We start from the raw sequence: 15,196 nt of genomic DNA, 5'->3' as shown, positions 1-15,196 counted from the left end.
CGAGAGACAAAGTGAACCTTCATTTAAGGGAGTACTTTTCTCTTGAAGTAGAAGATCAAAGGTTAAGTTCGCAGGCATCCTTAGAAAACCGTAATGCTTTTCAGGAAGCTTCCCTTGTCCTATCGACCTGAACGAATCGGGAATTTAGGAGCCGCTTCTCTCATCAAGATCCAAAATAATAAGCAAAATTTTAAAAATGAGAGGGGTACGGCTCCTTCCATTCAGGATAAAGAAAACATGCCCTGAGGTATACCCACGCCTTAGCAGCAAGCCCGCTTTTAGTCGCCTTCCTTTAGATTCGAGCCAATGTTGACTTATCACTGGAAGAAGATTGAAGTTTGCTAGTAGCACGAACGATTTAATCTAGGCAAGACGAAGCTACCTTTTAAAAAAATAAATGACTCGTACTCGCTTGCCTCCTTAAAGGACTCGATAAAAGCCTCATTCAAGATCCTATCAAACTTCCAGCTATGAATATTGTTGCATGTATTTTAATGTCGCAGCTCCCAATACTTTAGCAGCATGTAACAATGCACGTTCATCGAAATCAAATTTAGGGTGGTGATGTGGAAATGCCTTGTCTAGGCTAGGGTTCTTTCCACCAGTAAAGAAAAATGTCCCCTTTACATGTTGTAAGTAATAAGCATAATCCTCCCCACCCATTACTGGAGGCGTTTCCATAACTTCTTTTATACCAGGGACTTGTTTAGCAACATTTGCAATAAATTCCGTTTCCCTTTGGTGATTAACGAGGGTAGGATAACCTCTAGAATACGTAAATTCATATTCAGCCCCAGAAGCTTCACATGTCCCTTTAACAATACGTTCCATTTCTTCTTCAATGGAATTACGTGTTCCTTCATTCAATGTTCGTACCGTTCCTGTTAATTGAGCAGTATCGGCAATAACATTATATGGATTCTTAGCAATAAAATTACAAACAGAAACGACTGCTGCATCAAGCGGATCTACTTTTCTACTAACAATTTGCTGAAGGCTATTAATCAGTTGGCTACCAACCACAATGCTATCTATTGTATGATGTGGAGCAGCCCCATGCCCCCCAGCACCTTTAATCATAATATCAAATCGATCTGCTGCAGCTTGCAAAGCTCCGGTTCGGTAAACAATTGTTCCAAGTGGTAATTGTGCCTGTAAATGTGTTCCAAAGATAACATCGACACCATTTAAGCAACCAGCTTCAATCATGGAAATAGCACCTCCAGGTGGAAGTTCTTCAGCATGCTGATGCAGAAAAACAATCGTTCCTACTAATTCCTCCTGCATTCCATTTAATACTTTAGCAAGTCCTAACAATGTGGCTGTATGTCCATCATGACCACATGCGTGCATAACACCATCATTTTTTGATTTGTATGGGACATCCGTTTTTTCCTGAATTGGTAAAGCATCAAAGTCTGCCCGTAAAGCAATCGTCGGACCTGGTCTTTCTCCTTTTAAATAAGCTAAAACTCCATTTCCACCAACATTTGTTTTGACTTTATGACCCAATGCAGTATGATAATCTGCAATATAGGCAGCTGTCTTTGTTTCTTGGAATGATAGTTCCGGATACTGGTGAAGATAACGACGAATTTCTACCATTTCATTATACACAGCATCCAACTGACTGAATAATTTGTCCATGCAATCCGTCCCCTTTTTTATATTTTAATGAATATCATAATATAATCTGAAAAAAAATAAAATAGCAAAATGACATACGTGGAACTTTTTTCTAACATGTTCTTCCACGAAATACTAGTTTAATCAATAGAGCATTTTAGCAATGCAATTACCTAGCATCCGGGATAAAGGAAACATGCCTCTGCAATAGGGGTATGCCGACTAAAAGCGGCAAATCTGCTTTTAGTCGGCCTTCCTTTAGATTCGAGATGATGTTAAATTATCGTAGAAAGAAGATTGAAGTTTGCTACAACTTGAGAAGCTTAAGCTAAAAGACAAAGCTACTTTCGAAAAAAAGTATCCCATTGTGAGAATGGATATAATTTCTCGATAGTATAAATAAACAAGGACCTTTTAAGAGATCCTTGTTTACACTAAATTATTTATTTACCAAAAATAACCATAATCATTCAATAAAGTGAAACTTCATTTCTTGGAATGCTTTTTCCAAAGAAATGTTAGTACCACAAGGGTATGACCTAAAAGGCCCTTGAACCAATCGGGCCATTTAGGTGCCGTTTTCTCCCGCTTTGACTCTTTGCACGAACTCAGGACTTGAAGTGAGAAACTTACGGCACCTTAATGCGGGATAAAAAATCTCAAGCTTAAATAATGCCCTGAGCAATCATCGCATCTGCGACTTTTATAAATCCAGCGATATTTGCACCAAGTACTAGATTTCCAGGTTGACCATAATCTTCTGCTGCTTTGGTAGAAGTAGTGTAGATATTATTCATAATCTCATACAGCTTACTATCTACCTCTTCAAAGGACCAAGCTAAACGCGCGCTATTTTGTGCCATCTCTAAAGCAGAGACAGCTACTCCTCCAGCGTTTACGGCCTTTGCCGGAGCAAATAAAATATTATTTTCCAAGAAAATCTCAATAGCTTCTAGAGTTGTAGGCATGTTTGCACCTTCACCAACAGCCTTAACACCATTCGCAACAAGGAGCCTTGCTGCACTGTCATCTATTTCGTTCTGAGTAGCGCAAGGTAATGCAATATCACATGGTATTTCCCAGATGCCGGAGCAGCCTTCTTTAAACATAGCATGAGGGTGCTCTTTGATGTATTCTCTAATTCTCCCTTGTTCTTCTTCTTTTAAACGTTTAACAGTCTCCAAATAGATACCATTTTCATCATAGATATATCCGTCCGAGTCACTGCAGGCAATAACATTCGCGCCTAATTCCACCATTTTTTCCATTGCATAAATCGATACATTTCCTGAACCTGATACAATCACTTTACAGCCATCTAAGCTTAATCCGTTGTCTTTGAACATGGCATCCATAAAATAAGCAGTTCCATAGCCTGTTGCTTCTTTACGAGCTAAGCTGCCGCCATATCCAATTCCTTTTCCTGTTAAGACTCCTGCTTCATAGGCTCCACGCAACTTTTTATACTGACCAAACATATAGCCTATTTCCTTAGCACCAACACCGATATCACCAGCTGGCACATCTAGGTCTGGACCAATATGTTTGCTAAGTTCTGTCATGAAACTCTGCGTAAAGCGCATAATTTCCATTTCCGATTTCCCTTTTGGGTTAAAATCCGCTCCACCTTTTGCTCCGCCAATTGGTTGACCGGTTAAGGAATTCTTAAATGTTTGCTCAAAGCCCAAAAATTTAATAATGCTCTCATTTACAGTTGGATGGAATCTTATACCACCTTTATATGGGCCAAGTGCACTACTAAACTGCACACGATAGCCACGATTTACCCGTACCTTTCCTTTATCATCCACCCAAGGAACACGAAATGTAATCGTTCTTTCCGGCTCTACCATGCGTTCAAGAATTGCTTGTTGCATATAATTTGGATGCTTGGCTAAAACAGGTATAAGAGAATCAAACACTTCTTTTACTGCTTGTTGAAACTCTACCTGATCAGGATTACGCTTCTTAACCATTTCATATACTTCATCTACATAATCCTTTGCCTGTTGCAGATAGCTAAACTCCATTTTTTCAACAGTTTTCATTTTTCGTCATCCCTTTTGTGTCATTTAAATAATGAAAATATTTAGCGAACAATTAAAATTTAGTGGATTTCCTATTAAAGAATATTTTATAATTAAACAAAGTATCGAATCAATATAAAGAAACGATAGAATTAATGCGTTAAACGCATGATTAGGAAAGGAGAGGGGAAAATGGAGATTCGCCAAATACGTTATTTTATGGAAGTTGCTACAAGAGAACACGTTACAGAGGCCGCAAATGCACTGCATGTTGCCCAATCCTCTGTTAGTAGACAAATTGCCAATTTAGAAAATGAATTAGGTGCTGATTTATTTATCCGAGAAAGCAGAAGGGTTAAATTAACACCGATAGGAAAAATCTTCTTTGAACGAATGAAGCAAGCAATGAACGTTATTGATGACGCAACAAGAGAAGTGGAAGAATACTTAGATCCGAAAAAGGGAACGATTCGAATTGCATATCCTATCAGTCTGGCTTCCCACACGATGCCCACTGCCATTCACGCATTCCGTATTTATTATCCTGAAGCAAAATTTCAATTAAAACAAGCACTCTATCCAGATTTAATCCAAGGAGTAATTAATGGCGATTTCAATTTGGCATTATTAGGTCCATTACCTAAGGCAGACGAAAAATTTAGACGAAAAATTCTATTCACGGAAAATATGGTAGCACTTTTACCGCTTCATCATCCACTAGCTAACAAGCCTTCTATTGGGCTTAGGGAATTAAAGGATGATCCGTTTATCATGCTTCCAGAGGGGTTTGTGTTAAGAGAGATTGTAGAAAAAGCCTGTGCTTCACATGGATTTACTCCGAAGGTTGGTTTTGAAGGAGATGATACAGATGCACTAAAAGGATTAGTTTCAGCTGGACTGGGGATTGCCTTGATGCCGGAAGTTACAGTGATCGATAATGTTCCCCGTTCCACTGTAAACGTACCACTGTCAGACAATACCATCACTCGCACTGTTGGAGTAATCACACCTACACATCGTAAGCTATTACCCACCGAAGAAATATTTCATCAATTTTTACTGGATTTCTTTTCTAGATTAAATCATTTTAGCGACTAAGAAAATAAGCCTCCCATTAGCATGAACGGAAGGCTTAGCAACTTTAAAAATCATTCATTTATGATACCTTCTAAACATTAGTTAACACGTTTTTCACTATCCCAATACATCTTCCTTAAACGAAACTTTTGCAATTTCCCTGTAGCAGTCTTCGGAAGTTCCCCAACAAATTTAACTGCCTTTGGCGCTTTAAAATGCGCCATATTCGCCCGGCAGAACGCTATAATTTCCGATTCTGTTACCGTACTTTCCGGCTTTAAAACAATAATCGCTAACGGTACCTCCCCCCATCTATCATCGGGAATTGCTATAACAGCCGTCTCCAAAACTGCCGAATGTTTATATAACACCCCTTCTATTTCTGTTGAAGATATGTTTTCTCCTCCGGAAATAATGATATCCTTTGCTCGATCACGAATTTCAATATAGCCGTCTGGATGAGTAACTGCTAAGTCTCCTGTGTGGAACCACCCATCCTTCATTGCAGCTTTCGTTTGCTCTTCATCTTTATAATATCCTTTCATTACGACATTACCTCGAGTTACAATTTCCCCAAGTTCTTCGCCATTCCAAGCTACCTCTTGACCATCCTGACCAATAACCTTTGTTTCCCCATTAAAAGCAAGTTCAATTCCTTGTCTCGCTTTTAATGTTGCTTGTTCTTCCTGTGATAGTTGATCAAAATCCGATTTCCATTCATTATAAAGAATAAATGGTGAGGTTTCGGTAAGTCCATAAATATGGATAATATCCAGACCCAGCAGCTCTTGAGCCTTTTGAATTACTGCCGCTGACGGAGGTGATCCAGCAGTCGCCATCCTGGATTTAACCTTAATGTTTGTTTCATTTACTTTCGGGTCATTCACTAGCATATTAATGACTATTGGTGCTCCACATAAAAGTGAAATATGATGTCGTTCAAATAAATTTAATATGACTTTTGGATCTACTTTCCGCAAACAAACATGAACTCCACCAACAGCAGTAATCGCCCAAACACCTCCCCACCCATTTACATGAAACAATGGAAGTGTATGTAGATAAACATCTTCATGATGGACACGCAAATGAAACATAAAATCTGCCGCATTTAAATAATTACTGCGATGTGTTTGCATAACGCCTTTAGGTTTTGATGTTGTTCCACTTGTGTAATTAATTGTTATAAGCTGATTTTCATTTATTTCCATTATTGAAAATGGAGCAGGCTCGACATGCTTGATAAAGTTTTCATAATCAATTCCTTGAATCTTGCTTTCATAACCCGGAACCGCTACAATAACTATTTCCTCCAGATTTAAATTAGCAGTAATCTCTTCAATGGAAGGTGTAAATGCCGCATCAACAATTAGTAGTTTTGCATCACTATGATTAATAATGTATTCCATATCAGCTGATGAAATACGATAATTCATTGGAACCATTACCGCGCCCATCTGACAGATTCCATAAAAGCATTCCAGCATATAATGCGTATTAGGAAGCATAACTGCTACATGATCCCCTTTTCTAATTCCTGCTTTCATTAATGCTCTTGATAGTCGATCAACTCTTTCTCCAAATTGCTTATACGTAAATGTTTTTTCTTCATCGATAACTGCCGTTTTGTTCGGATAATATTTCATTGCCCGACGTTTCCAATCTATTGGTGTAAGTGGATAATGCATACCATCTGCCCCTTTGTTTGTTCAATATTAATTATTTGAAAAAGCATGCTGTTGTTTTACTATTTTCATCTGAGCACGCTGATACGCTTCCTCTAGTTCAGCAACGATCTCCTCTATTGATTGCACATGAGTAATAGGTCCAATTCCTTGTCCCGCTCCCCAAATATCCTTCCAAGCCTTCACTTCTGTATTTAATTTATTAAAATCAATTTCTTGCTTTTTCTCTAAGTTTGTTGGGTCTAACCCGGCTTTTACAATACTGGGAATTAAATAATTTGCATGTATTCCGCTAAAAGCATCTGTATAAATAATATCTTTAATAGAAGAATCAATAATCGTCTGTTTATACTCTTTTGAGGCTGAACTCTCCATGGACGGGATAAATCTCGTACCCATATAAACAAAATCCGTCCCTAGGATTTCAGCTGCTAAAATATCCTCCCCTTTTGACATACCCCCAGCTAAAATAAGTGGTCCGGAAAAGAAAGACCGTACTTCGTGAACAAACGAAATCGGGTTTAATATTCCTGCATGTCCGCCAGCACCACTGGCCACCAATACTAACCCGTCTGTTCCTTTTTCAATTGCTTTTTTAGCAAATTTAATATCAATAACATCAGAAAATACGATGCCGCCATATTCATGGGCTATCTTTACCACAGGACTAGGATCGCCTAAAGATGTAATGACGATTGGCGGCTTATATTTTTCAATTAGTTTTAAATCCTCCGTATAGCGCTTGTTAGAGCGATGAGTAATAAAATTTATTCCCCATGGAGCAAGCTGCTTATTGGGATTTTCTCTTTTTATTTTCTCTAGCTCTGCATTGATTTGTGCCATCCATTCTTCTAATACTTCTCCTGTTCTTGCATTTAATGCCGGGAATGTTCCAATGATTCCAGAGGAACAGGCTGCTGTAACCATTTTTGGATTAGAAATTAAAAACATTGGTGCCATAATTACAGGTAAACGCATCGTTTCTTTCATTTTTTGCACAGCTTCATTTGACATTTACAATGCTCCTTTATACATTAAGTTAGATAAAGTAAAACTTCAGTCCGTGGAACACGGAATGTTAGTACCTTAAAAGTATGACCTGAAGGCCCTTGAACCGATCGGACATTTAGGTACCGTTTTCTCACACTTCTCCATGTTCCTTTAACTCTTATTGGGAGAAACTTACGGCACCTTACATGCGGGATAAATAAATAGAAACTTCTCTCCTTCTCAACTCTTAACTATTCTGTTTTCACAAAGACAATAAGGTTAATGAATTGAGATTTCCCATCCTCCTCTAAAAAAAGATGTTGCCAACATTGCTGTCAGTAAGTTCTCCTTCGACTAGTATTATGGTCTGACCCTTACTATCAACTTATACTGGGGATTAGAAAAACTAGGCTTGTCGCCAAGTCTTTATGGCGAAAGCTTCGTTTCTCTTATACTATAAAAGCCTAAAGTTTTATACTTTCTTATAGTGTAAGAAACGAAGCGCCTTATATAGCGAGCGTTTTCAATAATATGATTATCGATTTAAATTTACCAGTTTTACATATTAAACCCCTAGTATAATTACTGACAATTCTAATAATTACTTTTGTAATTGTCAAGTTTCATCAAGTGAAATATAGATCTTTTTGAAATACGCTTTCATATGGATTAATTCGTTTTTATTGATCAACCGAATAAATTTAAATGGGCATTTAATAGTTACTTAAATACGTTGAGACTTGTTGAATATCTTTTGAGAAGACTCTATCTGTTGTAATACTTGGTACGATTTCACGGAACTCCATCCATTTCTTTTTTAGCATTGGTGACATTTTATCTATCCCTCTATATTCCACAGCCTGTAGGGCACATATACATTCGATAGCTAGAACATACCTTGTATTTTGGATAATCAAATGTGCATGTCTTGCACCAACGGTACCCATACTTACATGGTCTTCCTGATTTCCGGAAGAAGGTATAGAATCAACACTTGCGGGGTGGGCGAGTGTCTTATTTTCTGATACAAGGGATGCCGCTGCATATTGCATAATCATAGCACCAGATTGTAACCCTGGTTCCGGACTTAAGAATGGGGGTAAATCATTTAATTGTGGATTTACTAGTCTTTCCACTCTACGTTCCGAAATATTTGCAAGTTCTGCCATTCCAATTTTTAAAAAATCCATTGCAAAAGCAATTGGCTCTCCATGAAAATTACCACTAGATATAATCAAATCTCCGTCTTGCAAGATTAACGGGTTATCTGTTGCTGCATTAGCCTCTATCTCTAACTTTTCTTTAACATAATCGAGCACTTGCCAGATAGCTCCGTGTACTTGTGGGATACAGCGTAGCGCATATGCGTCTTGTACCCGTTTTTCTCCTTGACGTGTAACCAATTGACTCCCTTCTAACCATTCTATCATCCGTTTTGCTACAGCCATTTGCTGTGGGTATCCTCTTGCTTCATGAACTGCAGGATGAAGTGCATCAATAATTCCTTCAAGCCCCTCCATCGTCATTGATGCAATCCATTCACTGTCATAGGCAAGCCTTTCTGCTTCTAAATAACCGATAACCCCTACAGCACCCATAGCCTGTGTTCCGTTTATTAAAGCGAGCCCTTCCTTAGCTTGTAATTCAATTGACTTTATCCCCTTTTCGTTGAAAACTTTTTCTGTATCTATATGTTCCCCTGATGGCCCGAACACCTTTCCTTCCCCTACCATTACTAATGCTAAATGAGCTAATGGAGCTAAATCACCTGATGCTCCTAAAGATCCTTGCTGAGGGATAACAGGATGAACCTGTTTATTAATCAATTCCAATAACAGTTCTATAAGTTCTGGACGAACACCTGAATACCCTTTAATAAGGGTATTCAGCCGTAACAGCAGCATTGCTCTTGAGATCAACTCCGAAAATGGCTCTCCTACACCACATGCGTGTGAACGAATAAGATGAAGCTGAAGTTCTGCGACATTTTCATTATTGATGATAACATCACTAAACTTGCCAAAACCTGTATTTATTCCATAGATGGTTTGTTTATCTGAAACAATTCCTTCTACAGCGGCTCTGCTCTTTCTGACACGATTCATACTTTGTTGAGAAATAGTTAGCCCTTCTTTTTTTAGACAAACTCTAGCAATTTGTTGCAACGTTAAAGAAGCTCCTGTTAATTCAACCATAAGTCTCCCCCTTACCATTGTAATTTATCGTTTAGAAAAACTTGGCTTGTCGCCAGTCTTTAGCGAAAGCTGTAGTTTTTCTTATACGATAAAGTGAAACTTCATTCCGTGGAATGCTTTTTACACGGAATGTTAGTACCTTAAAGGTATGACCTAAAGGCCCTTGAACCAATCGGGCATTTAGGTGCCGTTTTCTCCCACTTTGACCCTTTGCACGAACTCAGGACTTGAAGTGGGAAACTTACGGCACCTTACATGCGGGATAAATCCTAAAGTTTTATACTTTCCATAGTGTAAAAAATAACCGGCATATAAAAACTAATATTGTTACCTGAACATATAAAAAGGAGGCAATAATGGCATGCAAAATAGCCATCATCACCTCCTATTGACTAATATCGATAGGTAATGTTTTAAATATGATTGACGCCTAAACCTATAGCTTCATGTTCCAGTCCCTTTATCGGAGCTCCAATTGTTCCATAAAATGCAACCGCTAACCATTCACCTTCTGCTTCATTAGAATAAGGGTTTCCACGTATGACAGCAAAGCGAAGCCCTACTGTACGCATCATGTCACCAATTGCCCACTGTCCTCTCATCACGCCTTCAAGCGCTTCCAAAATGGCGTGATAAAGTGCATGAGTTTCTCGATAAATCTCTTCGTTAATCAACCCACTGCGCTTTACAGCAGTTTCTACAGCTGAAATAACCTTTTGCATATCCATTGACCCAACCTTTCCCTCACATATTTGTACCTCTTGAAATAGTTTAGGGAAAGCTACACGCTCCTGTTCGTTAAGCATAGCAAATAACATAGCGATCTTACCTATCCGCCTTTTTGTCATTGTTTCAGCCCCTACTCCGCATTCATTTTCTAATAAACTAATAACTAATTGTAGTATACGTATATGAAAGCATCTTCGTCAATCTACAAATGAACTACAGGATACAATCACACCATATATATACAGCTTGACTAATTTCATTATTCTTAGTAAAACAATACCCGATCATACGTAATTTATATTTGTTTTTTGAAGCATTGCGAACTCTTTTCTATTTCATCAATCTATTTTAGACTTTACTTTTGCTTTGTTCCTCTACTAGTTGTCTATTTTTTACAACTACACAACCATTTTTAATCACTGTATCTACATGATTCATACCATATTGATAGGATAAAATTAAATAGTTAGGAACATTAAATATGGTAATATCTGCTTTTTTCCCGACTTCCAGACTACCAACTTCTTGAGCGCAATCAATGGCATGCGCAGCATTTATCGTTGTAGCTATTAAGACTTCTTCCGGTGTCATTCCCATGTTTAAACAGCCTAAATTCATAATAAATGGTAATGACAGCGTCGGGGACGAACCTGGATTTGCATCGGTTGACAATGCAACAGCAACACCATTATCGATCATTTTCCGTGCTTGAGCATATTCAGCCATAAGGAAAAATGCAGTTCCCGGAAGTAAAACACCAATCACCTCTTTATCTGCCATCTGTTTGATTCCTTTCTCTGATGCCTTTAACAGATGATCTGCAGAAATAGCATTAACCTCAGCTGCAATTTCAGCCCCACCATATGACTCAATTTCATCAGCATGAATTTTAGGAAGCAGTCCATGTTTTTTGCCTGCTTCCAAAATACGTTTGGATTGCTCTGGTGTAAAGACCCCTCGTTCACAAAAAACATCGTTAAATTTAGCAAGTTTTCGCTTGGCTACTTCAGGAAGCATTTCATGAATTACCTTATCGATAAAAACTTCAGGGTCATCTTTGTCCGATACAGGGATTGCATGTGCTCCCATAAACGTCGACACGATGTCTACTGCATGATCTTCATGTAATTTTTTTGCTACTTCTAATTGTTTTATTTCATGCTCAGTCGTCAGTCCATAACCACTTTTCGCTTCGATTGTAGTTACCCCATGCAATAAAAATGTATCCAGCCTTTGCCTTGATTCTTCATATAGTTGTGCAAATCCTGCCATTTGGGTCGCTCTTGTTGTCGCATGAATGCCGCCTCCAGCATTCATAATATCCATATACGTTTTTCCATTTAAGCGCATGGCATATTCATTCTCTCTTGTCCCTGCATGTACTAAATGTGTATGAGGATCAATTAAACCAGGTGTTACTATTTTATTAGTTGCATCAATCTCGGTTGCATTTTCAATCAGTTCAGGATAGTTTTTTTGTATTTCTGCAGTTTTTCCAACAGCCACTATTTTTCCATCATGCGAAAGTATGCTACCATCCTCCATAATACTTAACTCTCGCATAGCTGATCCTTTTGCCGGTCTTTTTGTATGTCCACGCATCGTAATTAACTGGGCTGCATGTTTGATAAATAATATATTCGTCATGTTTTTACGCTCCTTTATTTTTAGCATGAATCATAGCCATTGCTTACTAATTCCCTGCATCACTTCAGCAATTAAATAAGCGGCCAGCCTAACTGTCTTATCATTTTCGTCAAATTCAGGGTTTACCTCAGAAATATCAAAGCTAAGTAAATTCTGCTTGGCTGTTATAAAACGGATTAAATCACGAACTGTTTTTGGTTCCAATCCAAATGGGCTTGGAGCACTAACACCTGGTGCTGAAGAAGAGGCGAGCACATCCATACATATCGTTAACATCATATAATCATATTGCTTGGCAAATGAATCAATAACTTGATATGTTTTGTCATCCGTTGTTACATTTTCAGCGAGAATATACGTACAACCATATTGGGCTGCGTCTTGAAAAAGTGCAGCTGTATTTCCCCATGGCTGAATACCTATACATAAGTAACCTGCCTGCTTATCATGTTCCAAAATTTGTCTAAACATCGTACCAGAAGAAGGAGGATCATCATCTCGCAAATCAAAATGAGCATCGATATTAATAATACCTAACTTAGCATCTTCCTTTATATACTCACGTACACCTAAATAATGACCAAATAAAGTTTCATGACCTCCTCCAACAATGACAGGAGCGCAATGTTTTTTTAGTAATTGGGCAATATAGTTTCCGAGTTCTACTTGTGCTGCTTCTAAATCCCGATTTATGCAATTTACATTACCAATATCTATGAATCCCAAATTATTCATGTAGTAAGGTAAGTTAGCTAACATCGAGCGAATTTTATCTGGAGCTTTTGCTGCACCTTGCCGTCCCTTATTTCGTCTAACCCCCTCATCCGAAGCAAAACCAATAAGAGAAAATTCCCTTTGTAGCTCATTGTATTCCTTCCATTCATCCATATTTTTTAGTTGGACAACTTGATGAAATCGAAAATTAGCTGGGTTCGTTTCATGATCTACCCTCCCTGACCATAATTGCTTTTCCGCTGGAGTATACATAATAAAACCACCTTATTCCTAATTATGATGTACTATCTAAAGCAAATGGCGTCCTTCTGCATACCATGAACTTTAACCTCATCTTTTTTATGCATCCTTATTCTTGCACAAATGGACATTTCATGTGACAGAACTATAGAAGCCTATGATTAACAAGCAAGTTAACATCCTATTCCATCATGGGAATATGAATCCCCTTCTTTTTTGCTGTTTCTACGGCAATTTCGTACCCGGCATCGACATGACGTGCAACTCCCATACCAGGGTCAGTAATCAAAACTCGATTTATTTTTTCTGCTGCTTCATTCGTTCCATCAGCAACAACCACTTGTCCGGCATGCTGGGAATATCCCATTCCTACACCGCCTCCGTGGTGAACACTTACCCAACTTGCTCCTCCTGCTGTATTGACAAGTGCATTTAATATCGGCCAATCCGAAACAGCATCACTGCCGTCCTTCATCCCTTCCGTTTCTCGATTTGGAGAAGCGACAGAGCCTGAATCAAGATGATCTCGACCGAAAACAATTGGAGCCTTAATAACCCCAGAAGCAACAAGTTTATTTACTGCCAACGCAAAACGGTGACGGTCACCATAGCCTAACCAGCAAATACGCGCAGGGAGTCCTTGCCACTTGATCATTTTTTGCGCCATATCAATCCAATTAACTAAAGATTCATCTGCTGCAAACATCTCTGTTACTAAACGGTCTGTTTGGTAAATGTCCTCCGGGTCTCCAGAAAGTGCTACCCATCGGAAAGGTCCCTTTCCTTCACAAAATAATGGACGTATATAGGCTGGTACAAAGCCAGGAAAATCAAAGGCATTGTCTACGCCCATTTCTTTCGCATAAGCCCGAATATTGTTACCATAATCAAAAACTTCCGCCCCAGCTGCTTGAAAATCGAGCATGGCTTGAACATGAATAGCCATAGCCGCTTTCGCTTTTTCCTCATAAGTTTTTGGGTCTGTTTTTCTCAATATAAGAGCCTCTTCAAAGCTCATTCCATTGGGAACGTAACCATTTAACGGGTCATGAGCACTTGTCTGATCTGTTACGATAGCAGGAATTATCCCTTTTTGATAAATAGCTGGATAAATATCTGCACAATTACCAACAAGCCCAATCGATACTGCTTCTTTTTTATGTTGAAATTCTCTAGCCAATTGCAATGCCTCATCCAAATCTGTAGCTAAATAATCACAATATCCTTCTGTTATTTTTCGCTCAATTCGCTTTTGTTCTACCTCAACTACAAGCGTTACTGCGCCAGCCATTTTTCCTGCTAACGGCTGTGCTCCACTCATGCCACCCATTCCGCCAGTTAAAATTAACCGACCAGCTAAATCCGTAGTGCCGTATGCTTTCCTACCTGCCTCTACAAAACTTAAGTAGGTTCCTTGCAAAATACCTTGAGCGCCAATATATATCCAGCTTCCAGCTGTCATCTGCCCATACATCATTAAGCCTTCACTTTCCAGTTTGTAAAAGTGATCCCACTTCGCCCATGCCGGAACAATATTCGAATTTGCGATTAATACACGAGGCGCATGTTCATGTGTTTTAAAAACAGCTACTGGCTTACCTGATTGCACAATTAGCGTCTCATCATTTTCTAATTTTTTCAATGTCTCTATTATTTTATGAAAAGATTCCCAATTCCTTGCAGCTTTGCCAATTCCTCCATACACAACTAATTCATTTGGATTTTCTGCAACTTGCGGATCTAAATTATTCATCAGCATTCTCATGGCAGCTTCTTGCTGCCAGCCTTTACAGGTTAAGTTTGTACCTGTTGGTGCTTTGATCATTTGATTTGTTTTCATAAAAAAACTCCCCTCATAATAAAGTGAAACTTCATTCCGTGGAACGCTTTTTTACACGGAATGTTAGTTGAACGAATCGGGCATTTAGGTGCCGTTTCTTCCATCTAACCCCTACTAGCTTAGACTCTTAATGTGGGAGACTTACGGCACCTTACATGCGGGATAAAGTGAAACTTCATTCCGTGGAACGCTTTTTTACACGGAATGTTAGTACCTTAAAGGTATGACCTAAAGGCCCTTGAACGAATCGGGTATTTAGTGCCGTTTTCTTATCTCACATTTGGACCTCTTCGTATTCTTGAAGCAGGCGTCTTACGTTAACTGAGATGTCGAAATAAATTGTTAATACCAAAAATCAAAGGAATTTCTTATAATTGCAGTACAAATACTATAAGAAGATTCATA

The 15,196-nt window shown here is 38.6% G+C and carries 10 protein-coding genes; 1 reads left to right on the top strand and 9 read right to left on the bottom strand.

The annotated features are described in order from the left end of the window. Window positions 1-468: 468 nt before the first annotated feature. Together JNUCC74_RS05030 and gdhA are read right to left on the bottom strand one after the other, a co-directional pair. Entirely contained in the window at window positions 469-1,647 is a 1,179-nt protein-coding gene (locus JNUCC74_RS05030; RefSeq protein WP_454067162.1) for a M20 family metallopeptidase, read from the bottom strand. A gap of 644 nt (window positions 1,648-2,291) precedes the next feature. Further along, window positions 2,292-3,674, bottom strand: coding sequence for an NADP-specific glutamate dehydrogenase (gene gdhA, locus JNUCC74_RS05025; protein ID WP_454067161.1), 1,383 nt, complete (start codon window positions 3,672-3,674; stop codon window positions 2,292-2,294). A 171-nt stretch (window positions 3,675-3,845) separates the two neighbouring features. Between gdhA and JNUCC74_RS05020 the strand changes: the two genes are divergently transcribed. Continuing rightward, window positions 3,846-4,751: a LysR family transcriptional regulator gene (locus JNUCC74_RS05020; protein ID WP_077319801.1), complete on the top strand. Its 906-nt coding sequence runs from the start codon at window positions 3,846-3,848 to the stop codon at window positions 4,749-4,751. Between the two features lie 77 nt (window positions 4,752-4,828). Here the strand turns inward: JNUCC74_RS05020 and JNUCC74_RS05015 are convergent, their stop codons facing one another. From JNUCC74_RS05015 to hutU, 7 genes are all read right to left on the bottom strand, one after another. Then, window positions 4,829-6,418, bottom strand: coding sequence for a long-chain-fatty-acid--CoA ligase (locus tag JNUCC74_RS05015; RefSeq protein WP_077319800.1), 1,590 nt, complete (start codon window positions 6,416-6,418; stop codon window positions 4,829-4,831). A gap of 27 nt (window positions 6,419-6,445) precedes the next feature. Then, on the bottom strand, window positions 6,446-7,429 hold the full coding sequence (locus JNUCC74_RS05010; protein ID WP_077319799.1) for an NAD(P)H-dependent flavin oxidoreductase: 984 nt from the start codon (window positions 7,427-7,429) through the stop codon (window positions 6,446-6,448). Between the two features lie 689 nt (window positions 7,430-8,118). Next, window positions 8,119-9,600: a histidine ammonia-lyase gene (gene hutH / locus JNUCC74_RS05005; RefSeq protein ID WP_454067160.1), complete on the bottom strand. Its 1,482-nt coding sequence runs from the start codon at window positions 9,598-9,600 to the stop codon at window positions 8,119-8,121. Window positions 9,601-10,013: 413 nt separating this feature from the next. Beyond that, window positions 10,014-10,448, bottom strand: coding sequence for a hut operon transcriptional regulator HutP (hutP, locus tag JNUCC74_RS05000; RefSeq protein WP_077319797.1), 435 nt, complete (start codon window positions 10,446-10,448; stop codon window positions 10,014-10,016). 229 nt (window positions 10,449-10,677) lie between these two features. Further along, window positions 10,678-11,976, bottom strand: a complete 1,299-nt coding sequence (gene hutI / locus JNUCC74_RS04995; RefSeq protein ID WP_077319796.1) for an imidazolonepropionase — start codon at window positions 11,974-11,976, stop codon at window positions 10,678-10,680. Window positions 11,977-12,006: 30 nt separating this feature from the next. Next, entirely contained in the window at window positions 12,007-12,963 is a 957-nt protein-coding gene (gene hutG / locus JNUCC74_RS04990) for a formimidoylglutamase (protein ID WP_454067159.1), read from the bottom strand. A 169-nt stretch (window positions 12,964-13,132) separates the two neighbouring features. Further along, window positions 13,133-14,791, bottom strand: coding sequence for a urocanate hydratase (hutU, locus tag JNUCC74_RS04985; protein WP_454067158.1), 1,659 nt, complete (start codon window positions 14,789-14,791; stop codon window positions 13,133-13,135). Between the last annotated feature and the right edge of the window lie 405 nt (window positions 14,792-15,196).

Source organism: Cerasibacillus sp. JNUCC 74 (assembly GCF_053667775.1).
The sequence above is the reverse complement of the archived record's forward strand: the minus strand, read 5'-3'. Positions and strand labels throughout refer to the sequence as shown.

What these genes read in the sequence shown, in the direction of transcription:
- JNUCC74_RS05030 (WP_454067162.1), bottom strand. Translation starts at nt 1,647, where the DNA reads ATGGACAAATTATTCAGTCAGTTGGATGCTGTGTATAATGAAATGGTA.
- gdhA (WP_454067161.1), bottom strand. Translation starts at nt 3,674, where the DNA reads ATGAAAACTGTTGAAAAAATGGAGTTTAGCTATCTGCAACAGGCAAAG.
- JNUCC74_RS05020 (WP_077319801.1), top strand. Translation starts at nt 3,846, where the DNA reads ATGGAGATTCGCCAAATACGTTATTTTATGGAAGTTGCTACAAGAGAA.
- JNUCC74_RS05015 (WP_077319800.1), bottom strand. Translation starts at nt 6,418, where the DNA reads ATGCATTATCCACTTACACCAATAGATTGGAAACGTCGGGCAATGAAA.
- JNUCC74_RS05010 (WP_077319799.1), bottom strand. Translation starts at nt 7,429, where the DNA reads ATGTCAAATGAAGCTGTGCAAAAAATGAAAGAAACGATGCGTTTACCT.
- hutH (WP_454067160.1), bottom strand. Translation starts at nt 9,600, where the DNA reads ATGGTTGAATTAACAGGAGCTTCTTTAACGTTGCAACAAATTGCTAGA.
- hutP (WP_077319797.1), bottom strand. Translation starts at nt 10,448, where the DNA reads ATGACAAAAAGGCGGATAGGTAAGATCGCTATGTTATTTGCTATGCTT.
- hutI (WP_077319796.1), bottom strand. Translation starts at nt 11,976, where the DNA reads ATGACGAATATATTATTTATCAAACATGCAGCCCAGTTAATTACGATG.
- hutG (WP_454067159.1), bottom strand. Translation starts at nt 12,963, where the DNA reads ATGTATACTCCAGCGGAAAAGCAATTATGGTCAGGGAGGGTAGATCAT.
- hutU (WP_454067158.1), bottom strand. Translation starts at nt 14,791, where the DNA reads ATGAAAACAAATCAAATGATCAAAGCACCAACAGGTACAAACTTAACC.